Source organism: Moraxella bovis, from assembly GCF_002014975.1.
GTDB classification, from domain to species: domain Bacteria; phylum Pseudomonadota; class Gammaproteobacteria; order Pseudomonadales; family Moraxellaceae; genus Moraxella; species Moraxella bovis.
On the sequence record NZ_MUXV01000063.1, the window covers coordinates 1 to 22322 of the forward strand.

The 22322-nt window shown below is 42.3% G+C and carries 24 protein-coding genes, 1 tRNA gene and 1 other RNA gene; 13 read left to right on the plus strand and 13 right to left on the minus strand.

Going from position 1 to position 22322, the window contains the following annotated elements; genetic code table 11:
* Positions 1–114: 114 nt before the first annotated feature.
* A tRNA-Met gene (locus B0182_RS12175) sits at positions 115–191 on the minus strand.
* 77 nt (positions 192–268) lie between these two features.
* Positions 269–712, minus strand: an RNA gene (gene rnpB / locus B0182_RS12180) — RNase P RNA component class A.
* 868 nt (positions 713–1580) lie between these two features.
* Here rnpB and B0182_RS12185 point away from each other — a divergent pair.
* The 7 genes from B0182_RS12185 (at position 1581) to B0182_RS12215 (ending at position 6648) form a co-directional block, all read left to right on the plus strand.
* Complete coding sequence (locus B0182_RS12185; protein WP_143821745.1) at positions 1581–2192, plus strand: LytR/AlgR family response regulator transcription factor; 612 nt, start codon at positions 1581–1583, stop codon at positions 2190–2192.
* 197 nt (positions 2193–2389) lie between these two features.
* Complete coding sequence (gene hemC / locus B0182_RS12190; protein ID WP_078275181.1) at positions 2390–3331, plus strand: hydroxymethylbilane synthase; 942 nt, start codon at positions 2390–2392, stop codon at positions 3329–3331.
* A 45-nt stretch (positions 3332–3376) separates the two neighbouring features.
* Positions 3377–4255, plus strand: a complete 879-nt coding sequence (locus tag B0182_RS12195; protein WP_078275182.1) for a uroporphyrinogen-III synthase — start codon at positions 3377–3379, stop codon at positions 4253–4255.
* Positions 4256–4285: 30 nt separating this feature from the next.
* On the plus strand, positions 4286–5308 hold the full coding sequence (locus tag B0182_RS12200; RefSeq protein WP_078275183.1) for a hypothetical protein: 1023 nt from the start codon (positions 4286–4288) through the stop codon (positions 5306–5308).
* Between the two features lie 79 nt (positions 5309–5387).
* Entirely contained in the window at positions 5388–5846 is a 459-nt protein-coding gene (locus B0182_RS12205; RefSeq protein ID WP_078275184.1) for an acyl-CoA thioesterase, read from the plus strand.
* Positions 5843–6079 carry a sulfurtransferase TusA gene (gene tusA / locus B0182_RS12210; RefSeq protein ID WP_078275185.1) on the plus strand — a complete coding sequence of 79 codons (237 nt, stop codon included), beginning with the start codon at positions 5843–5845 and terminating at the stop codon, positions 6077–6079. The genes B0182_RS12205 and tusA overlap by 4 nt, the downstream gene beginning before the upstream one ends.
* Before the next feature lie 2 nt (positions 6080–6081).
* Entirely contained in the window at positions 6082–6648 is a 567-nt protein-coding gene (locus tag B0182_RS12215; protein WP_078275186.1) for a hypothetical protein, read from the plus strand.
* Here B0182_RS12215 and B0182_RS12220 read toward each other — a convergent pair.
* The 5 genes from B0182_RS12220 to B0182_RS12240 form a co-directional block, all read right to left on the minus strand.
* Positions 6645–7175: an HI_0552 family protein gene (locus B0182_RS12220; RefSeq protein WP_078275187.1), complete on the minus strand. Its 531-nt coding sequence runs from the start codon at positions 7173–7175 to the stop codon at positions 6645–6647. The genes B0182_RS12215 and B0182_RS12220 overlap by 4 nt on opposite strands.
* A 122-nt stretch (positions 7176–7297) precedes the next feature.
* The gene (locus B0182_RS12225; protein WP_078275188.1) at positions 7298–7690 is read right to left on the minus strand and encodes a type II toxin-antitoxin system VapC family toxin; all 393 of its coding nucleotides are present in this window, start codon (positions 7688–7690) and stop codon (positions 7298–7300) included.
* Positions 7687–7950 (minus strand): antitoxin, encoded by a 264-nt coding sequence (locus B0182_RS12230; protein ID WP_078275189.1) that lies wholly within the window; start codon positions 7948–7950, stop codon positions 7687–7689. The genes B0182_RS12225 and B0182_RS12230 overlap by 4 nt, the downstream gene beginning before the upstream one ends.
* 79 nt (positions 7951–8029) lie before the next feature.
* Positions 8030–9289, minus strand: coding sequence for a replication-associated recombination protein A (locus tag B0182_RS12235; RefSeq protein ID WP_078275190.1), 1260 nt, complete (start codon positions 9287–9289; stop codon positions 8030–8032).
* The gene (locus B0182_RS12240) at positions 9268–10041 is read right to left on the minus strand and encodes a hypothetical protein (protein WP_078275191.1); all 774 of its coding nucleotides are present in this window, start codon (positions 10039–10041) and stop codon (positions 9268–9270) included. Before B0182_RS12240 ends, B0182_RS12235 begins: the two co-directional genes overlap by 22 nt.
* Before the next feature lie 50 nt (positions 10042–10091).
* Here B0182_RS12240 and B0182_RS12245 point away from each other — a divergent pair, with 50 nt between their 5' ends.
* On the plus strand, positions 10092–10532 hold the full coding sequence (locus B0182_RS12245) for a type IV secretion protein Rhs (RefSeq protein WP_208624064.1): 441 nt from the start codon (positions 10092–10094) through the stop codon (positions 10530–10532).
* Between the two features lie 64 nt (positions 10533–10596).
* On the opposite strand, the gene B0182_RS12250 is transcribed toward B0182_RS12245, so the two are convergent.
* The 5 genes from B0182_RS12250 to B0182_RS12270 form a co-directional block, all read right to left on the minus strand.
* Positions 10597–10869 carry a type II toxin-antitoxin system YafQ family toxin gene (locus B0182_RS12250; protein WP_228157760.1) on the minus strand — a complete coding sequence of 91 codons (273 nt, stop codon included), beginning with the start codon at positions 10867–10869 and terminating at the stop codon, positions 10597–10599.
* Entirely contained in the window at positions 10862–11155 is a 294-nt protein-coding gene (locus tag B0182_RS12255) for a type II toxin-antitoxin system RelB/DinJ family antitoxin (protein ID WP_029103533.1), read from the minus strand. The genes B0182_RS12250 and B0182_RS12255 overlap by 8 nt, the downstream gene beginning before the upstream one ends.
* A 143-nt stretch (positions 11156–11298) precedes the next feature.
* Positions 11299–12633 carry a deoxyguanosinetriphosphate triphosphohydrolase gene (locus B0182_RS12260; protein WP_078275192.1) on the minus strand — a complete coding sequence of 445 codons (1335 nt, stop codon included), beginning with the start codon at positions 12631–12633 and terminating at the stop codon, positions 11299–11301.
* 208 nt (positions 12634–12841) lie between these two features.
* Positions 12842–13558: a hypothetical protein gene (locus B0182_RS12265; RefSeq protein WP_078275193.1), complete on the minus strand. Its 717-nt coding sequence runs from the start codon at positions 13556–13558 to the stop codon at positions 12842–12844.
* A gap of 20 nt (positions 13559–13578) precedes the next feature.
* Positions 13579–14190: a class I SAM-dependent methyltransferase gene (locus B0182_RS12270; protein WP_078275194.1), complete on the minus strand. Its 612-nt coding sequence runs from the start codon at positions 14188–14190 to the stop codon at positions 13579–13581.
* Between the two features lie 119 nt (positions 14191–14309).
* Here B0182_RS12270 and B0182_RS12275 point away from each other — a divergent pair, with 119 nt between their 5' ends.
* From B0182_RS12275 to B0182_RS12290, 4 genes are read left to right on the plus strand one after another with little or no spacing between them, the layout of a single operon-like run.
* Positions 14310–15644, plus strand: a complete 1335-nt coding sequence (locus tag B0182_RS12275; protein WP_078275195.1) for a valine--pyruvate transaminase — start codon at positions 14310–14312, stop codon at positions 15642–15644.
* A 31-nt stretch (positions 15645–15675) separates the two neighbouring features.
* Complete coding sequence (locus tag B0182_RS12280) at positions 15676–17661, plus strand: type I restriction-modification system subunit M (RefSeq protein WP_078275196.1); 1986 nt, start codon at positions 15676–15678, stop codon at positions 17659–17661.
* A gap of 47 nt (positions 17662–17708) precedes the next feature.
* Positions 17709–19172 (plus strand): restriction endonuclease subunit S, encoded by a 1464-nt coding sequence (locus B0182_RS12285; RefSeq protein WP_143821746.1) that lies wholly within the window; start codon positions 17709–17711, stop codon positions 19170–19172.
* On the plus strand, positions 19096–19911 hold the full coding sequence (locus tag B0182_RS12290) for a restriction endonuclease subunit S (protein WP_078275202.1): 816 nt from the start codon (positions 19096–19098) through the stop codon (positions 19909–19911). The genes B0182_RS12285 and B0182_RS12290 overlap by 77 nt, the downstream gene beginning before the upstream one ends.
* On the opposite strand, the gene xerD is transcribed toward B0182_RS12290, so the two are convergent.
* Positions 19901–20854, minus strand: a complete 954-nt coding sequence (gene xerD, locus B0182_RS12295) for a site-specific tyrosine recombinase XerD (RefSeq protein WP_078275198.1) — start codon at positions 20852–20854, stop codon at positions 19901–19903. The two genes, B0182_RS12290 and xerD, sit on opposite strands and share 11 nt — an antisense overlap.
* A gap of 225 nt (positions 20855–21079) precedes the next feature.
* Between xerD and ribBA the strand changes: the two genes are divergently transcribed.
* Positions 21080–22171 (plus strand): bifunctional 3,4-dihydroxy-2-butanone-4-phosphate synthase/GTP cyclohydrolase II, encoded by a 1092-nt coding sequence (gene ribBA, locus B0182_RS12300; protein WP_078275199.1) that lies wholly within the window; start codon positions 21080–21082, stop codon positions 22169–22171.
* The last annotated feature ends 151 nt before the right edge of the window (positions 22172–22322 follow it).

Genomic DNA, 22322 nt, shown 5'->3' on the forward strand with positions numbered 1-22322 from the left:
ATGTCAAGCAGTTTTTTTAAAAAGTTTTAATAGTGATTTATTATTAACTCAAATCACATTATATAATAATTTAAAATTAAGTCAAGGACTTTTCTAAATTTTATTAAGGTAATTTGGTGGCGATGAAGAGACTTGAACTCTTGACCTTACGATTATGAGTCGTACGCTCTAACCAGCTGAGCTACATCGCCGTTACAAGGTGTGAATTATACAGACGCTTTTATCTGTTGTCAACACCAATTTTAAAAAAGTTTTCATTTTTATAAAAATAAATGGCAAACCGATAAGCCGGATTCTGTCGTGGACAATCATTCATCTAGACGCACAATCACTCATGCGTTCAAGCAACCTACCCGTATCCTAAGCGGGCAACTCATTGGATACCTATTTGGTCTTGCTACACGTGGAGTTTACCTTGCCATGAACTGTTACCAGTCATGCGGTGGGCTCTTACCCCACCGTTTCACCCTTACCCGACCACTTAATTTGACTGTCGTCAGTCCAGACCATTAAAATCAATCAAATTAAGTGGTCGGGCGGTCTATTCTCTGTTGCACTGGTCGTAGGCTTTCGCCCCCTAGCCGTTAGCTAGCACGTCGCCCTATGTAGTCCGGACTTTCCTCCCTCCGACCACTTAATTTAACTAACATTTATCATAATATTAACTTCAAATCAAATTAAGTGGTCAGACGGTGATTGTCTGGTCTGCCTTTTTTATTCTAACACGTTTTTATAAAAATATGTCAAATTTTCATACATAACTTGCAGAGCCTAAAACACCAACCATGTATGACGATTATTTGTACACTCTACAAAATGAAAAAGTACTACAGTTTTTCGTTCGTGGTGAGCCTGTCGAACTATGACGGAAACCGACCTGCGGTCAAGCTTGTGGCGAACGGTTTCCGTAGTAAAATTCAATTTTGTTGGCTGTACTTATACTCTCAACCTCTCCTAGAAAGATTGCTAAAATTTGCAATACTGTGATAAGATAGCTAATAGACAGCCCATCAATGTTACCAATAATTATGGTTGCTTTAGATTTGTTGGCACGATTCTTGCTTTAAATTGAATAAAATTTTGGTAGTAGTCTAAAAAGTATGCTGAACTAGTTTTTCCGTTCTCCCTGAGCCTGCCTGCGGGTAGGAAAACCGTTAGGCTTCCCAAGATCGCCACGAACTGTTTTCTTTGCAGCATACTTTTTGAACCAGAGCCAAATTTTGATATACCCACTTTTCTTTTAGGTTAACTTTTGCTAAAATCCTTAATTAGCAAAAGTTAACTCATAAATAAAATTATTCAATCAAAAACAGACATGACATTTAGTTATTCTTCATTACATTGATGGTATTTGACGAGCGTTTGTTATGAATAATTTGTAAATCCACATCATTATTGGTTATTCATCAATAGCAAGTGGATACTGTAACACATGCCATAATATTAAGGAGAGGCAAATGAAAATTCTAATTTGTGAGAGCGAGCCAGCCCTATGCAAACATGTTCAAACAATTATCGAGACACTCACGCATGAAATCGTCGGGCAAGCAGAACGCTTAGAATAAGCTTATACATCGGTAATGGAACACCAGCCTGAGGTTCTATTTATCAATGCTCACTTGGCTTACATTGAGGAATTTTGCCAAAAATTAACCCATGAATTTAAGCATCCGCCTGCCCTGATTTTTTTTGGTTTAGATGAAGCTCATCTTATGCTAACCGCTTTAAAATGGGGAGCAAGTGACTATTTGCTGATACCCATTGAAAAAGATGATATTAAAAACGCCCTGCAGAAATGCTGTCGTATCAACGCCGCCCAACAAGCAAGTCTTAATAAGAAAAACGGAAAAAACAGCCGTGCACGTCAATACATCGCCGCACGCACGCACCGTGGCGTTGAACTCATCTCACTGTCTGACGTGTATTATTTCACCGCCGACCAAAAATACGTCAAAGTACGCCACAAAAATGGCGTGGTACTCATTGATGAAACCTTAAAAGACTTAGAAGAAGAGTTTGAAGGCATCATGTTCCGCATTCATCGCAATGCCTTGATTAATCTAGATTATTTGGATTTGTTGGAGACGGTGGACAGCGGTCAATATCAAGTACGCTTTCGGGGTATGCCTGAGAAACTGTCGGTATCACGCCGTCATCTGCCCATGCTCAGAGAAAAAATTCACAGCATTTGACGGACAAGCCATCCGATACCATCCAAGGGCGTTGATTCACCCTTTTGTATTGTCCTTTTGTATTTTAGCCACCTTGATTTGGTTAATTATTTACATCCATACCAAGAAATAACTGGTATGAATTTTTATTTGGCATTTTGAGGTAAATGTGGTTAAATAGGCAATCATTGATAAGATAACATAGCGATAACAGAATCATGAAAACCCTAACCATCGCCACACGCCAATCCCCGCTTGCACTTTGGCAGGCTCATTTTGTCAAAGACGAACTTCAAAAACTCTACCCCGAACTTGACATTCGTCTGTTAGAGCTGGTCACCAAAGGCGATAAAATCTTAGATGCTCCCCTTGCCAAAATTGGCGGAAAAGGCTTATTTGTCAAAGAGCTAGAAACCGCCCTACTAAGCGGTGAAGCTGACATTGCCGTACATTCTTTAAAAGACGTACCCATGGTACTGCCTGACGGGCTTATCATCGGGGCGCATCTTGACCGCCACAGCCCTTTCGACGCTTTTGTAAGCAATCATTTTGCCAGTTTAGATGACCTACCCCAAGGGGCAAAGGTCGGCACATCAAGCCTACGCCGTGAATGCCAACTGCGTGCCTATCGCCCTGACTTAGAAATCATCAGCTTGCGTGGTAATGTTGGCACACGCCTTGGCAAGCTTGATAATGGCGACTATGATGCGATTATCCTTGCCCAAAGTGGCTTGGAGCGGTTAGAGTTACACGAACGCATTCGCCACAGTCTACCTGCTGACATCTGCCTGCCTGCGGTCGGGCAAGGCACACTTGCCATCGAGTGCCGAGACGATGAGATTAGGGAGCTTATCAAGCCCTTAAACCATGACATCTCCGCCTTACGAGCCATCACCGAGAGAGCCATGAACCATGCCTTAGAAGGGGGCTGTCAAGTACCGATAGCAGGATTTGCACAGCTTGATAAAGGCGTTCTGCACCTAGAAGGTCGAGTAGGCACGCCTGATGGTCGCACCCTGCTAAAAGTCACCGCCCAGACCGACATCACGGACAACGCCACACAAAATATCCAAAATGCCCAACAACTGGGGCAAGCTGTCGCCACAGAGCTACTTACCCAAGGGGCGGATGAGATTTTAAAAGCCCTGTATCAACATTAAGACAACTAATACCAACAACCCCATAAGCACAATCAACCCAACACCATGACCCCCCTATTCATCAACACCCGTCCTAAGCACAAAGCTGACATGAACCTGGTCATCCACAGTGTCGGCTTGCCACTGCTTGCCATTCGGCATTTTGATGAATTAGAGCAGTCAGAAATGCAGGATTTGGTGGATTTTGTCCACGGCAAATTTGACACGCTCATCGTGGTGAGCGTGGAAGCAGTCGCGTGTGCGGTGCGTTTTTTAAAAGAGCAAGGCATTGACCACACCTGCGACCTACCCCATCATGACACCCTAACCGTCATCGCCGTGGGACAGCCAACAGCCGACGCTTTGGCGGAGTTTGGTTTTTCGGTGCTGACCCCCTTTGATGTAGGATGCCCGATGAGCAACGAAGGCATGCTTGCCATGCCCGCCATCGGTGAGCTACACACAGGCGATGATGTGCTGATATGGCGTGGGGTCGGTGGACGGCGACTGTTGTCTGACACACTCATCAAACGGAGCGTGAATGTGCGTGCCATCGCCTTTTATGAGCGGTGCGTGCCGTCAGAGCTGGCGAGCGATTTTGCTCGTCTGCTTGGCGATAGCACCGATGATGGCCCTGATAGAGCTTTTAATAGTAGTCAAAACCATCAACATCAAATTGGCAAGCACTCGCCCATCTTTGTCCTTATCAGCAGTCAGATGAGCCTAAACGCTTGGCAGAGTGTGTATGACCAACAGATTCACAGCCATCGCACGCACACGCATGGGCTTTTGCCACAAAATGTGATATATTTAACCCTAGGTTATCGCCTGACCGCCCTAACCGCCACGCACTATCCGCACAGCCGTGTCTATCCCGTGGTGGATTTGGCGGAATCAACCCTAAATCAAGCCATACAAGACGTCATGGCAACTTACCCATCGTGAGACATTTTAAAATTTAACGCTTTTATCATCATGCCAAACACCAAAAAACCTGACAGTCTAAGTGCCGAAGCCATCAAGGCAAATCTAGAAGAGCTGGACGCCAAATTCGCCCACGCCAAAGAAGTCGAGAGAGAAGAGCTTAAAAAACAAGCCGACCAAGCTCGGGTGGTACTCATGCGACTGCAATGGCTGGTCATTATCCTACTGGCAGGTGGACTGTTGTGGCTATACCTTTCTTTTACGTCGGTCGTGGATAAAGTAGATGAACGCCTTGCCAAAATAGACACCGTCGATACCCGCCTAAACGACATGGACGACCGCCTGTTCGCCATCACCCCAACCGACAGCCACAAAAAAACAAATAAAGCCGAAGCGAGCAAAGACGCTGAATTTTTAAAAATCGAACTTGCCATGACCAACAGGCTCTTTGAACAAGGCAGTTATGATGACACCTTGACCGCCTTGCAAGCCATTGATTATCAGCTTGGGCAGATGACTGGTATCGCCCCATCGGTCAAATCCGCCCTAAGCAGTAGCATAAAGGCAGACATCGCCTACATCGGCACGCTAAAAACACAGCCTGACGCATGGCAGGCTCACATCATCAAAATGCGAGACGTGCAAGCTTTTTTACGCACTAAGCAGACCAGCACGCCCAACGCCTCCCTAAGTCGTGGCGACATCCTGCTTCATGACGCCAGTATGATGTTATCGCTTGCCATCGGTTCGGCAAACGTGCGAGACAGGGGACTGATGACCAGTTACTTACAAGAAGTCCGCTCACAGTTAGAAAGCCATATTACCTTACACGGCGGTAAGATTGACCCTGAGAGCCTAAAAAAGCAATCTGAACAAACCGCTTTGGCAAACAAAGCCAGCGACAGAGACGGCAAAAAAGACGGTAAAAATGCAAACAACACCGACACCAAAACAGGGCAAATCGGACAGCAAGTCGCCCTAAATACCATCGATGACGCCCTATTTTGGGTCTATGATTTACTTGCCAACAGCCCCAAGAACAAAGAGCTGAGCAGTGTTCAGATGTTAAAATAAATCCAAAACAGGCAAAAAAACAGCGAACTCATCATGCGTTAATCATTTTAGATAAATTGAAACTTAAAAGGACACCCCCATGACCCATCCTTACACCGCCACACTCACAGGCAATGACCGCCCCACCGAGCTACACGACTACCCCATCGTCCACGTCCAACCTGTGGCATGGGGCGAGATGGACGCCTTTAATCATGTCAATAATGTCGCTTATTACCGCTACGCCGAATCTGCCCGTATCAGCTATTTGCATTCGCTTGCCATGTTCAAGGACGAAACTTTAACCATTTTAGCAGGCTCATCATGTAACTACCTACGTCCCGTGCATTATCCTGACACCCTACTTATCGGCGTTAAATGCACCAAAATCGGCAACACCAGTCTGTCGATGGCGTACGAATATTACAGCACTACCCAAAATGCCATCGTTGCCAACGGCACGGCAACCATCGTCCGCACCGACAAAGACGGTAACAAACAAGCATGGACGGCAGACGAACGGCAGATTTTAAGTGATTTTGAAGGGCGTTCGCTATGAGCGATACTGTTATGCTGGACACCACAGGGCTAATCTGCCCTGAACCTGTCATGCTCCTACATAAGAGCATTCGCACCGCCAAAGGGGGTGATGAAATTCATATCCTAGCGACCGACCCCGCCACCACCCGAGACATTCCCAACTTTTGTCGGCATTTGGGGCATACGCTTGCCAGTCAAGAAACCTTTGATGACGGCAGTTATCGTTATGTGGTTGTTAAAAAGTTGGGCTAAGTATGGTTGTATTTGGTCTACCCGACCGTTTGGGGCTTGCCATTTATAAAGAGATGTTTTGCTTGCCTGTGATAAGCATTGGGCTCTTGCCATGCTTGCTGTTTGGTAGTTTGTTTTTTGTGCCAAACGATTATGCCGGCATACTGCCTGTGGCAAAGGGTATGAATGGCAGTGTCGGCAACAAATGGATATATGACAGCTTAACATTTTATTATCTGTTTTTGCTCGGGCAAGTCCTGCTAAAACACCAGCTTATCGGACTGTCCGCACCGACTTTATTTGCCCTAAAAAAGCATTACCGCCACACCTTACAAACCCAAGCAGTAGAAAATCCCAGTCAAGCGTCTTATTTTTGGCTGTTTATGGTTGTGGCGTTGATTTATTTTTTGGGATTTTGGGAATTTTCTGAGACTGCCAACCACAACAGCCACACTTATTTGGCACGATATGGCAATGAATTTGGTAATTTCATCTTTAAAATCATGACGTTATTATTTGTAATAGAAGGCTTGGCATTATTTATCGTCAATCGGCATTTTGCTAAATTCTTTGATGACATTGCGCTCTAATGACACCACTCATACACCCCGCTTAACCGCTCAATCGCCTGCCCGACCCACTCTGCAAGCTCATCATCGCTAAAATCATCCAGCTTATCTTTGTCTATAAATTTGCCCAAGCGGTAAAATTCGCCTGCATTTAGCTCTACTTTTTCATCATCAAATTCATGAGCTTGTTTAAAGTCGCCATATTCACTAACACGGCTATGCCAAAAATAAAAGTCGTCAAACTCCGCCCAATCAATCTCATTTATCCAGTTATTAAATTGCTCCAATGTGCTGTTTGAACTGTTTGCCCTATAAGAATGCCACTTTAAAGCGACAATCAGCCTTTGCCTATTTAAAATCACGACAATAATCGGGGCATTGCCAAGATAACTATCATATTTATAATAAGCAAAAAAGTGCCGTCTGATTTCCCAACCATTACACCAATTTTCAATGTGTGGTTTGGCAAAGTGCATTGGTAAATTTTGATAAACTTTTAAATTAAAGGCTTTAAAAACTTGCCAAGTGGTTTTATGATTGTATTTAATATTTTATAAGTCATCTGGGCAGTGCAACTATAAGTCTTTAATTTGAGCATAAGGTTTATTTAAAATATCGGCGTGGGTGGGTTTTAGCATAATTTTTTATCAATGAATGTGGTAATCGTCTGTTATTTTAACCAATTTTCAATTTGCAAACCGTCCACTCGGAGAAATTCTCGCACATTGTCAGTAATAACAATCAAATCATTGGCAATCGCTTGCCCTGCAATCAGCGTGTCATAAAAACCAATGGGTGTGCCACGCCTTTCTAGGGTTGCACCAATTTCGCCAGCCTTATCAGCGTCCTGTGAATTAAATTGCAACACTTCAAAGGGTAGTAGATTGATTTTTTCAAGGTTTTGGGCGGTTTTTTGGCTTTTGTACGCCCCATAATACAGCTCCGACAAAACAATTGACGAGATGGCAATTTCACGCTCTTTATGCCGTTCTAGCGTGGTCAAAAATCGTTCACTGGCATTCAAAATCGCAATGACTGCATTGGTGTCCAGCAAATATTTCATTCAAATGCACCCCAATCTCGTTCATCGGCTTTTAAATTTTGGCGACCTTCCAAAATGGCTTCTTCAAAACTGTCATCTTTTGGCATTGCTCGCAATTTGTCCAGCCACGCCCAATCTTGGGTCTCTGCTGGCTCAATAATCACTTGTCGTCCTTGTTTTTTGATACGCACTTCCGTGCCTTCAAAACGAAAGGTTTTGGGTAAGCGAACGGCTTGACTGTTGCCAGTCCAAAATAATTTTGCGGTGGCAGTTTGGCGCATTGTTATTCTCCAAAATATATATGGATAATAGCTATTATACGGTATTTTTGTCTAAATGCAATGATTTAAGGGTATTTATTTACGACTGCGATTTTAACCACTTGATAAAATTAAAACTACTTTGCTCTTTTTGATTATCACCAAAGTAATAAAACTGCATTCCTATTAAATTATCAGGCAAATAATTTTGTGGATAATAATGATTGGGGTAATCGTGCGGATAAATATAATCCACACCATAGCCTTGCGATTTCATCAAAGTGGTTACACCATTTCGCAAATGCAATGGCACAGGCGAATTGTCCGTTTTGGCAAATTCTAGGGCTTTGTTAATTGCTTTATAACTTTCATTGGATTTTAGCGATGTCGCCAAATAAATCGCCACTTGCCCCAAAATTATCCTTGCTTCGGGCATTCCGATTTCTTTGACACTTCGTAAAGCGGTATCGGCAAGTAATAGAGCATTGGGATTGGCAAGTCCGATGTCTTCACTTGCCAAAATCACAAGTCGCCTTGCAATAAACGCAGGGTCTTCGCCCGCCACAAGCATTCTGGCAAGCCAATAAATAGACGCGTCAGGGTCAGAACCACGCACCGATTTAATAAAGGCGGAAATGATATCATAATGCATATCACCGTCTTTGTCATAGCGGACGAGTGTTTGTCCTGCGACTTTACTGATGCTGTCAAAATCAATAATAATTGGCTCGCCTTGATAAGCATAAATCGCAAGCTCTAATAGATTTAATGCACGTCTTGCATCGCCTTGTGCCAACCCATAAATTGGCGAAATGTCATTTAAAACAATCGGTAGTTTTTTTAATTGTTCATCAATAGTAATTGCCCGCTTGATAATTTGAAAAATCTCATTATCAGATAAAGGTTCTAATTTATAAACTTGACAACGGGATAATAAAGCGTTATTAACACTAAATGATGGATTTTCGGTGGTCGCCCCAATCAGAGTAATTTGCCCACTTTCTACCGCTCCCAATAATGCGTCCTGCTGCGCTTTATTAAAACGGTGAATTTCGTCCACAAATACCACAGGAGGCGTGGCAAATAAACCGTCACTCGGCGTGAGTGTTTCTCTTAATTCTTTAACGCCGCTATTGATGGCGGATAAAGGGCGAAATTCTCGCCCTACGCTTTTGGCTAATAAACTTGCCAATGTCGTTTTGCCAATGCCTGCATTGCCGTGCAAAATCATAGACGGCAAATAGCCTTCTGTTACCATTTTGGCAATGGGGGCATTCTCGCCCAATAAATGCGATTGTCCGATAATATCGCTTAGGGCTTTTGGGCGAATGCGTTCGGCTAGGGGGGTTGAAGTTGCCATTTTGGGGTTTTACACCAGTAATATTGAGTGATTAAATTCACAAAAAAGAATGAAGGTATCATAAATAATAGATAATAAAAGTTATTGCCAAAATGTCTTATCATCATCATAAACAATACAAGATAGCTTGCAACCAAATAATAATTTTTGATGTCTTTTAATTTTGGATTTAATTCAAATTTATGATGACAATTTTGACAATAAAAATCATCAATGCGTTGGTGTAATCTTTGCGAATGGCAATTTGGACAACAAGGGGTAAATTGATAAAATGATGCTTTTAATTCTTCTAAGGCAAGTGAAATTTTAAAATCATCTTTGACACTTTGATAATCATCAACCCCCTTTAAAATGGGTTTGTTTTTTAACCGATAATAATGATGATTTTGTAAATTTTTTTCAAATTTATAAATGCCAATGACAATTAAAATACACAATAATGCAGAAAAAGTTATCCAAAGTTCGGCACTAAAATGGATTTTATCAAAATTGGCAATCAATTCAATAAGTCCAACAAACAGTCCCATAATGACACCAAAAATTACATAGGATTTGCCCTGTCTTTTGATAAACTGGTGTACAAATTGCCAAAAAGTCATTTTTTCTAATTCTGGCAAAAAAGGGTTTATCAATAAACTTTTTTGGCAATGCGGACAAAATAAAATGCCGTGATGATAAATGACATCATCAAGCACCTTGCCACAATTTGAGTGTGGGCAAATGGTTGGTAGGGCGTTTGAATGATTGCTCATTGGATAAAAATTTTGCTAAAATACCCCATTATACACAAGTTTTACATTTTATGAAATCCAAATCCGCCCGCCCCATCCGCCCACTCACAGACGGCGAACGCGTCATCGCCCGCTCGGTATTTGGCGAGTCGCTTGCCCTTGATGACATTCGCCTGACGACAGCTTGGTGGGTGTTAAAGGGCTATGCGGTGTCGCCCAATGGTTGGGTGTATTTTCATAAAGATGATTTTTGTGAGGATTTTAGTGATAAGACTTTGCACCTGCGGGCGTGGCTTATTCACGAACTTGTGCATATTTGGCAAATTCAACAAGGCATAAAGGTGGTTCGCAAAGCGATATTTAACCGCAAATACCGCTATGTTTTTAAAGAAGGCAAACCCTTTTTGGCTTACGGCATTGAACAGCAAGCCAAAATGGTGGAAGATTTTTATATTCAAAGGGAGTTGGGTAAAGATTGTACAGCGTGGCGTGAATGTGTGCCGTTTTTATAAGGGCAAATTGCAATTCTCCCTTGTAAACTATGTCAAATTTATGGTGCGGTTGGCATGATTATTATCAACCAAACAACTCGCTATGCGTGGCAAGCCGATGTAATTCCACCGCTTCATCATTTATTTTATAAATTAGCACCAAATCAGGCTTGATATGACAATCTCTAAACCCCACCCAATCGCCTTGCAATGGGTGGTCTTGGTATTTTTGAGGTATGGGTTTGGCATTTAACAAGCAATCAGACACTTCCGTCCACGCTTCGCCAATCAATGCCAAATAATGCTTTTTTAAATCCCTTTTAAAGGGATTGCCCATTTCAAAACTACGTTTAGCCACGAGCAATCTCCGCCATTGCTTGATTTAACTCATCTAAGCTATCAAATCGCTCGGTTTCGCCATTTTCAAAAGCTTGAATACTCTCACGCAACAGCTTTTCGCCATTGCTACTAAGCGTATGCGACTGCCCCCAATCAAAAGACAATGGCACTTTGCCTGTTTGGGCGATTTGATTAAAAAACATCCGCACTGCTTGGCTTGGAGTCAAGCCGTATTGTTCTAGCACAGGATAGGCTTTTTGGCGTAGGTCGTTGTCTAATCGCATATTAAAATTGGTGTGGCTCATCATCGCTCCTATTTTAAAAAGTTAAAATGAAATTAATGCTGGTGTAATGATAATGTCATTATAATTGAAATTTTTGTTTGGGGCAAGTTGGGTAAAAATTTACAAAAGCCATAAAAACAACACCATTTACCGCCAACCAACCCCTACCCCAATCCCACACCCGACAGCTCCCTTGCCAGTCGCCCTGCCGAATTGTCGGTCAGACCACCCACAAAATCCAGCACTTTCATATAGCCATCATATAGGCTATCGGTGTCCGTGATTGGACTGTCTTTTAAAAGCTCTAAGGCAAGGCGGTGCTTGGCACTTAGGGGTTTGTGGGTAAGTTTGGCGTAGACTGCAGGGACGATTAAGTCCAAAATTTGCCCCAAACAACCAAAACTTGCTATCTCGGTGATGAGTTTGCTATGGTGGTTAAATATCTGATTTTTGGCAAGATTTTTGGCATTTTGCAAGGTTTCATTGACCGCATCATCACACACCACAAGCAAATCCTTATGGATAAAATCGCCCGATAACAACTCATCATGATAATCAAAAAACCGCCTTGCCACTTCATCAACCGCCTTACCAATGGCTCGCCCACGCATTGCCCCGATACGTTGTTTGTTGTCTTTGATGTTTTGATAATCGTCAAAATCCGCCCCAAATAGCGGTTTGACCACTTTGGCAAAATCGTCAAAGCCAATCAAATCAAGCTCCACAGCGTCTTCTAAGTCAAGCAAGGCATAGCAAATATCGTCCGCCGACTCCATAAGGTATGACAAGGGGTGCCTTGCCCATGTGTCCGCCCCATGCGTGGCAAGCGTGAGCCTGTCCGCCACTTGTCGCATGATGTGCATTTCGCTCTGATAGATGTTAAACTTGGTCTGCCCCATGCTCCCCCACGGGTATTTCATGAGCGTACCAAGACTGGCACAGGTCAGACGCATACCGCCTGCGTGGGCGTACATTTCGGTGGTGGTAACAATGCGTAAACTGTGGGCGTTGCCTTCATAAGTGGTGATGTCGGCTTGTTCTGCCTTGCTAAGCGATTGTAAATACTCATTATTTTGGCGAAACCATTCACGCAAAGCGTCCTCGCCCGTATGCCCAAACGGTGGATTACCCAAATCATGAGCCAAACACGCCACCTGCACCAGCGTGCCGATGTCATACGAGCTGATGTCGGGCGGTAGTAGCCCACGCCGAGCCAGCCCCTGCCCTACGCTGTTGCCCAGACTACGCCCCACGCTTGCCACTTCTACGCTGTGGGTTAGGCGGTTGTGGGTGTGGTCGGATTTGGCAAAGGGGTGGACTTGGGTTTTTCGCCCCAGTTTGCGAAAACTTGTGGAAAACACCACTCTATCATAATCGGTATGAAAATCACTTCGCACGCCGTCATTGGGCGTATGGCTTGGGGTTAGAGTAATGTCGCCCCTATCAATCTTGGGGCGGTCGGTGGCGAGTAGGGCTTGCCATTTTTGGGCGTGGGTCATGGGGCTGTCCTTAAAACGTTAAAATTGGGGGTATTATCATTTTAAGGGTTTTGGGGCAGATTGCAAGGGTGAAAAGGTATTTTAAAATTGTCAATCAATGATGATTTGAATGAATGGTGGGGGTAATTGATTCACCCTGTTGGGAATTTGGGTAAATAGATTACCCCTACCACAATCATATCATGACGGTTTTTATTATCCTTTTAGTTTATACTATTAGATGAATTGGGGCACCAAAACTATAAGGTACTGGCACACCATCTTTATTTAAAATCATATATTTGCCACGCTTAATATGGCTTGATAAACAGCGTGAGAATGATGTATCTTCCATATCCATATATACTGCCATTGCTTGACCATGTTCATTGACTTGGACTTTTATCCGCACTTGTGTTTCTCCATCTTTTCCATAATAACCACAAGGGCTATGAATTAAACGCCGTATTTGCTCTTGGGCTTGGATTACCACATCTTTTTCAAATGTACCAAAATTTATGACAATTTCATGTTTTAATTGGCTAAGCTGTTTAATCTGTTTATCGCTAAAATTGCCCTGCAAACGCTGTTTATTTTGTTCGGTCAAAGGGGCAACATTATCTTTGGCGATTTGTAGCACTCGCTGATTTAATGGCTCTAATGTCGGATGGGGATTGATGAGCTGTATTTTATCATGAGAGCCAAAAGGATAATAAACCACTCTCCATTCATAATCGCCTGCATTTAGATTGGTGGCTTCGGTAGTTTTTATCAGCCGATAAGATTTTTTAAATGCTTTAATGGCGGTTGTCTCTGGTGATATATTTTTATCCGCATTGGCGGTTTTGGCAAATGACCATTTCTTATTTAATAAATCAATGCTGTCCGCCCATGTGGCTTGTGTTAATAATAACGATGATAATAAAATGGTTTTTAAAAATTTCATAAAAATGCCTTGTAATTAACTCATTCTTTTACCGCAAGCGTAACCGTATAAGTCTTACCCTGCTTTAATTTATCGGCATTGCCAAAGACTTCATTAAATGAGCGTTTCATAAAATCCCGAAGTCCGTTAATAGTAACGACATAAAACCGTCCGCCCACTTCCATGCGTTCATAAGCGTCTAGCAGGTACAGATAATGTTGTTCTTTACTCGCCTTGGCAGGTAGGTTGCTCATGACAAGGCTAAATTTTTTGTCTTTATCCACATGATAAAAGCCATTGGAGAGCTGAACGTGGGTATTAGTCAAGCCGTTTTTTTGGCAATTTAAGCGGGCATATTCTACCGCCACAAAGTCTTTATCAATCAAAATATGCTGACCGTTTCGGCATTCACGTCCTGCCGTCATGCCAAGCACGCCATAACCACAGCCTAAGTCAATGGAATTATCATGAGCCTTAAAATCAATATAATCAAGGAGCATAAGACTACCATCATCAAGCTTTTCTGGGCTAAAAATCCCCCAAGTGGTATGAAAGGTAAAGGGCTTGCCAAGCACGTCTTGGGTAAAGGTGATGTCTTGTCGCCATTGTTTGGCTTTTGTTTGGAGTTCGTCTAAGGTAGTTTGGTTTGTCATGGATTTTCTCTAAAATCAAAAGTTTATTATACCCCAATCCCCCCACGCATACCATAGCGATATGAGCAGACAGTTTTTGCCAAAAATGTTACAATGGTATTTTTATTTGGATAATTGGCATGAACATTTCAAAATTTGGCAAAAAATTCACCCAAAACAGTGGTATATTACAACTTATGGACGATTTGGGGAACGCCCTAAACAGCGACAAACCTGTCAATATGTTAGGCGGTGGCAACCCTGCCAATATCGCTTCAGTCAATGACGTGTACCTACAAATGCTCAAAGACAGCATACAAGGCGATGGGGCGGACAGTGTTGCCTTAGAATGTGCCAGCAATTATTCCAATCCGCAGGGCGATGGCAAATTTATCACGGCGTTGGTGGACTTTTTTAATCGCCATTATGATTGGGGTATTACCAAGGACAACATTGCCCTAACCAACGGTTCGCAAAACGCCTTTTTTTATTTGTTTAATCTATTCGGTGGGGCGTTTGATGATGGCGATAAGTCCATTTTGTTGCCACTTGCCCCTGAATATGTCGGCTATGCGGACGCTCATATTGATGGCAAGCATTTTATTGGCATAAAGCCCAAGATTGAGCTGTGCGATTATGACAATCAAGATGGCTTTTTTAAATATAAAGTGGATTTTGACGCCCTAGAAAATTTGGACGCATTAAAAAATAATCAAATTGGGGCAATTTGTTGTTCTCGCCCGACCAATCCCACAGGCAATGTTTTGACCGATGACGAAATGGCACGACTTGATGCTATCGCCCAAAAATACAACATTCCCTTGATTATTGATAACGCCTACGGAATGCCGTTTCCTAACATTATCCACACCAAGGCGAATTTGGTGTGGCATGACAATATCATTTTGTGTTTTAGCTTATCAAAAGTGGGGCTGGCTGGCGTGCGGACGGGCATTGTCATTGCCAAACCTGAAATTATCAAGGCAATCAGTAGCCTAAATGCCATTGTCAATCTTGCTCCGTGTCGTTTTGGGGCGAGCATTGTTACGCCACTTATCAACAATGACAAAATCAATAAACTGTCATTACAAGAGATTCGCCCGTTTTATTTAAAGCAAGCCCATACCGCCATTCATCTTTTAAAACACGCCTTTAAAGACTTACCCCAAGTCAAAATCCATAAGCCAGAAGGGGCGATATTTTTATGGATTTGGTTTGAAAATTTACCCATCAGCACTCAATCCTTATATGAAATTTTAAAAGAAAAAGGTACGCTGATTATTCCCAGTGAGCATTTTTTTGTGGGAATTGATACATCTGATTATCGTCATGCCCATGAATGTATCCGTATGAGTATCGCCCAACCTGATGATGTTTTGGAGAAGGGGATAAAGGCGATTGGGGAGGTGGTTCGGGGGTTTATCAAGCCAATCCCAATCCATAAATCAACCCACTTTTTATCAAATCAATGCTAAAATAAAACCATTTTATCCAACGAGACTTCCCATGAATTTATCACAGCTACTCAAAGACACCAATTACCAACTTACCCAGTTTTCTACCGAGCATATCACGCTATTGGAAAATACCATTTTTCAAAAACCCAGTAAAAATGGCGATGTACCCTATGTGCATTGCTTGATACGCAAAAAGGACATTAAACTAACCCCAGAAGAAGCGGTTCGCCAACTGTATCTGATGAAATTACACCATGATTATGGTTATCCTTATGAACGCATGGAATTGGAATATTCGGTGCATTTTGGGCGCGAAAAAAAGCGTGCCGATATTGTGATTTTTGATAAAGACAATCCTAACGTTGTTTATATCATGGTAGAACTTAAAAAACCCAAATTAAAAGATGGCAAAGAACAATTAAAATCCTATTGCAATGCCACAGGAGCGCCGATTGGCGTATGGACAAATGGTGATAGCATTTCCTATTACAACCGCCGAGACCCCAATTATTTTAAAGACATTCCTAATATTCCAAGCGTTCACGAAAAATTATCTGATATTTTGCAAGAACGCTGGACGATTGACGATTTAATCAAAAATGACAAAATTGCCACTCAACGCAAATCTTTAAAAGATTTGGTGATTGAAATGGAAGATGAAGTTTTGGCGAATGCAGGGGTTGACGTTTTTGAAGAATTGTTTCAGCTTATCTTTACCAAACTTTATGACGAAATGGAAAGTACAAGAAATAAAAGTCGTCATTTGGAATTTCGTAATTATGGCGATACCGAAAGCGATTTAAAAGCCAAAATTGGGGCTTTATTTGATAAAGCCAAAAATAAATGGGAAGGTGTTTTTGCTGACAGTAGCAAAATTAACTTATCACCATCGCATTTGGCAATTTGTGTTTCATCATTAGAAGAAGTGAAATTATTTAATTCCAATCTTGATGTGGTGGACGAAGCCTTTGAATATCTTATCAATAAATCATCAAAAGGCGAAAAGGGACAATATTTTACGCCACGCTATGTGATTGATATGTGTGTCAAAATGCTAGATCCCAAAGCAGATGAAACCGTGATTGATACAGCAGCGGGCAGTTGTGGGTTTCCCGTACATGCCATTTTCCATGTTTGGGAAAAACAGCTGAAAGAAAAAGGATTGGAGCGTTCTCATTTATTTACTGCTGAACAAAAATTACCAGAACAGCTTGATTATGTACAAGAAAAAGTCTTTGCCATTGATTTTGACGAAAAAGCCGTACGAGTTGCTCGCACACTCAATTTAATTGCAGGCGATGGACAAACCAATGTATTGCATTTAAATACTTTGGACTATGAACGCTGGGATGATTTTACCAAAGATGAAGAATGGGGTGATGTTTATGGCAATGGCTGGAAAAAATTAAGAAAATTACGCAAAACCAAAGACCAAAACCGTGATTTTGGGTTTGATGTATTAATGGCAAATCCGCCTTTTGCAGGCGATATTAAAGAAACCCGAATTCTTGCCCGTTATGAACTGGGCAAAAATAGCAAAGGCAAACAACAATCCAAAGTTGGGCGAGATATTTTGTTTATTGAACGCAATCTAGATTTTTTAAAAGACGGTGGGCGAATGGCGATTGTTTTGCCACAAGGTCGTTTTAATAATTCTAGCGATAAATACATTCGTGATTTTATTGCCGAACGGTGTCGTATTTTAGCGGTGGTGGGGTTGCATGGCAATGTATTTAAACCACATACAGGCACAAAAACATCAGTCTTATTTGTGCAAAAATGGCATGATGAATTATGCCCCAAAGTGGATGATTATCCTATTTTCTTTGCAACCATGCAAGGACCAAGTAAGGATAATTCAGGCGATAAAATCTATGTCAAAAATGCAGACGGTACGCCAATATTAGACAGTCATGGACATTTGATTGTCGCTCACGATTTGTTTAATCACGATGGTTTGACAGGCGACGGTATCGCTGAGGCTTTTATTGAATTTGCCAAAAAGGAAAAATTGTCTTTTGTGGGAAAGGATTAAGCCCTTTTGATAATGTCAAATATCAGGCATTATTGGAAGGGCTGGAAGTGAGTGAGGTTTTGTTAAGTAAGGTTTTGCAAGACAATGGAAATAAAAGAATTGATGCCGAATATTTCAAAAAAGAATTTCTAAATTTCTTTAAAAACATTCCAAATTTAAGAAATTTGTCTGAATTTGTAAAAGACGGCTATCGTGTAGTTTATGAAAATACGAAAGTTGTAGAAAAAGAAGTTGCACAAGATAAAAATTACCCCATTTTCTTGCAGGCAACCGATTTATCCACGCCATTTATAGGAACTGATAACCTTTCTTATGTGGACAATCAAGATTGGGACAGATACCCAAAAGGCGGAATAAAGTCTGGCGAAATTTTAATTGAGGTTAAAGGAAAAGTTGAAAAAGTAGCCATTGTACCCAATGATTTCCCCAAAAAGACTTTGGTTTCTGGAAGTCTTTATAAAATGACTGTGAATGAGAAAATTAGTAAATATATATTACTCACCTATTTAATTTCAAAATATGGAACAGCTTTTAAAAATAGATATAAAACAAATTTACTTATTTCCTTTATTAGCAAGCCTGATTTATATCGTATTCCAGTTCCAAATTTTTCGTCCGAACTTCAAAATAAAATTGATGAAATTTTTGTTAAAATCTTTGATAGCAAAAAACAGTCAGAAATTTTGTATAAAGAAGCCGAAACCCTATTATTGGAAAATCTAGGTTTACAAAATTTTCAATCAACCAATCAATCGGTTAATATTAAAGCTCTAAAAGACAGCTTTTTGCAAACGGGCAGATTGGATGCGGAATTTTATCGAGCTAAATATGATGAATTAGAAAATTTATTTAATCGTTTTGAGCGCATTAAATTAGCGGATTTGGTCAATTATCCCATTTCAAGCGGTATTACACCAAAAGCTAACGGCGATGATTACACTGATAAAGAAAATGGCATTGCTTTTATTCGTGCGGTAGATTTGCAAAATGGCGAGGTAAATTTAGATAATGTTAATTATATTAAGCCTAATATTCATCAAACCACTTTAAAAAGAACACAATTAAAACCAAACGATGTGTTAATTTCTATTGCAGGAACTGTTGGGCGATGTGCATTATTTACTTATGATATGCAAGCTAATATTAATCAAGCGGTTGCTATTTTACGCTTTGATGAAAATAAGATTAATCGCTTGTATTTAGTTGTGTTTTTTAATTCAGAATTAGGCAAACAATACATTGCCAAGTATGCCAGACAAGGCTTACAAACTAATTTGAATTTAACTGAAATTGGTGAATTATCCATTCCTATACCAGATATCAAAACCCAAACCCAAATCGCTGAATTTGTCCGCCAAAGTAATGAATTGCGAGAACAAGCCACGCAGTTATTAGCCCAAGCCAAATATAGCGTAGAGGCAGAAATTGAGCAAAGTGCTTTACAAGAGAGAGAGAGAGAGAGAGAGAGAGAGAGAGAGAGAGAGAGAGAGAGAGAGAGAGCTTTTAGATGAGTCTGATTATTATTTACGATTGGCAGAATGGGTATTGTTGGAAAGTTTGCTTTTGGGGCAACCCAAAAATATATCAGTGCAATCATTTAGCCAATCTTTTGGGATAAGCGGTCGCCTTGATGCGGAATATTACCAGCCAAAATTTGAGCGATTATTGCAAAAATTAAAACAATACCGCCATAAAACATTGGGCGAATTGGTTGATTTGCAAAAATCGGTAGAAGTGGGGTCGGAAAATTACCGTGATGAAGGTTTGCCTTTTGTGCGAGTGGCGGATTTTTCCAAATTTGGGATTAGCCAGACGGATAAGTTTGTGAGTCCTGTGGATTTTGCCGACATCATTCGCCCCAAAAAAGACACCATTCTACTTTCAAAAGACGGTACAGTGGGCATTGCTTATTGTGTGCCGTCTGATTTGGAGGTGATTACTTCTGGGGCGATTGTGCATTTATCGCTAAAAACTGATGAAATTTTGCCCGATTATTTGGCATTGGTGCTAAATTCAGAGGCGGTACAACTACAAGCACAGCGAGATGCAGGCGGTTCAATCATTCAGCATTGGAAACCGTCTGAAATTTTGGAAGTGGTGATTCCTGTTTTACCAAAAGAGATTCAGCAGGTAGTCAGCGATAAAGTGCAGATGAGTTTTGAATTAAAAAATCAAAGCGAAATTTTATTAGAACAAGCCAAGATTTTGGTGGAAAATGAGATTGAAAATGGCATGCATGCTACCCCCTAGGATGATGCTCTTCGTGCAAGGCTTGCAGACGTGCCGTGGCAACATGGGTATAAATCTGCGTGGTGGATAGGTCGCTATGCCCGAGCAAAAGCTGAACGCTACGCAAATCCGCCCCGTGGTTGAGCAGGTGCGTGGCAAAAGCATGGCGAAGCGTGTGCGGTGAGATGTCGGTTTTGATACCCGCCAAGAGAGCGTATTTTTTAATCAAATGCCAAAAGTTATGGCGGGTCATATACCCCCCCTGCTCGGTCAAAAACACCGCTTGGCAGTCACCGCCCTTTGTGCCGACCTTACCGCTTTTGCCAGCGGTCAGTTCATGACGGCGGACAAGATAGCTTTGTAGAGCGTTGTGGGCGTATTCGCCAAGCGGAATCAGGCGAGTCTTTCCACCCTTACCTGTCACTTGGAGCCAGCCTGCGTTTAGGTTTAGCTCATCGAGCGACAGATTGACCAGCTCTGAGACACGCAGACCACAGGCATACATGACTTCGAGCATGGCTTTATCACGCAATCCTAATATCGTCGCTAAGTCAGGCGTGCCAAGCAGTCTGGTGATGTCGTCTTCGGATAGGGTCTTGGGCAGGGGCTTGTTGGCTTTGGGGTTTTTGATGTTCTCACAGGGGTTGTCATCACGCACCCCATCGCCCACCTGCCATAAGAAAAACTGGCGTAAACTTGCGAGCATTCTCGCCTGCGTGCGTGGCGATTTGCCTTGGTTTTGTAGATACACCAAGCACCCTGCCACGTCCGTCTCTTGCCAATCGGGCAATGCTCGCTCACTGCTTGCCATACAAGTACGCAAATCACGAATGTAAGCGTTACGGGTGCGTGTGGCAAGCCCCCGAGCTAACATGTTAATGCGAAATTCGGTCAGATACTCTGGGTCGGTGTCGGTGGTCGTCAAGGACGGCAGGCGGGGCTTGGTGGCTCGGGTTTTGCTCATGGTCGGATACGGTGCTGATATTGAGGGTATTGTAACAAACTTTGGGGAATGATTAAATGGTTTTTGGGCGTGCCTGCCTGTCTTTTATCATGCAATGTGCATTTTAAAAAAATTTTAAAGACAAATAAGGCTTGACTGTTTTTAAAATTTTACATCATCTGCCTTTAATCCCCCAAATCCACCCCCATGTAGCCTATTAAACTTTTAACACAAATAGGCACCCTTATGGCAAGCACCCTAAACACCGCAGAAGAAATCATTGCCGACATCAAAGCAGGCAAAATGGTCATCTTAATGGACGATGAAGACCGTGAAAATGAAGGCGACATCGTCATGGCGGCGGTTCATGTCAAGCCGTCCGACATCAACTTTATGATTACTCACGCTCGTGGATTGGTGTGTTTAACTCTATCCGAAGCCCGTTGCCGTCAGCTTGAACTGCCCCTAATGAGCGACAAAAACGGGGCGAAGTTTAGCACCAACTTTACCCTATCCATCGAAGCTAGCGAGGGCGTAACCACAGGCATATCCGCCGCCGACCGTGCCAGAACCGTGCAGGCAGCCGTCGCCCCCTTTGCCAAACCAACCGACATCGTCCAACCTGGACATATCTTCCCCATCATGGCAAAACAAGGCGGGGTGCTACATCGGGCAGGTCATACCGAAGCAGGCTGTGATTTAGCACGCCTTGCAGGGCTTGAACCTGCGGCGGTGATTTGTGAGATTATCAAGCCTGATGGCGAGATGGCACGTCGTGATGACCTAGAACTCTTTGCCAAAGAACACGGGCTTAAAATCGGCACCATCGCCGACCTTATCCACTATCGCATGACCAACGAGCAGACCGTGGAAGTCATTGATGAGCGGGACTTTGCCAGTGAATTTGGGGCGTTTAAACTCTATCGTTTTAGAGAATATGGGGCGGATGAGATCCACATCGCCCTAGTCAAAGGCGACCCAAGCCGTGGCGTGGCGACCGTGCGAGTCCATGCCCTAAACCCCCTAAAAGACCTGTTTGGGCATACTGACAGCAAGCACAGTTGGGATATTCGCTCAGCACTGGCTCAAATCGGACAAAGCGAGCAAGGCGTGTTCGTGTGGATTGACTCAGGGCGTGCTGTCGATGTCAGCGGTGCGTTGGATAAATGCCAAGCCAATGTCAGCGTACACGAAAGTAGCGAGCCTTATCGCAGTATCGGTGTTGGAGCCCAAATCCTAAAACAGCTTGGCGTCAAAGACATGCGACTTCTATCAAGCTCTGCCAAATTTAACGTCTCGGGCTTTGATTTGAACATTGTGGAAGTTGTGGCACGTTGATTAGAACATGCCTGCCCTTTATAACACTATTTACAATATAGAAATATTTTGGAAATAAAATAATGTTTTTGCATGAAAATGGCTAAATCTTGTGGCTTGAAGGTAAAAGTTCGTTTGATAGAAGACTCACAAACTTCACTTTTTCCTTGAA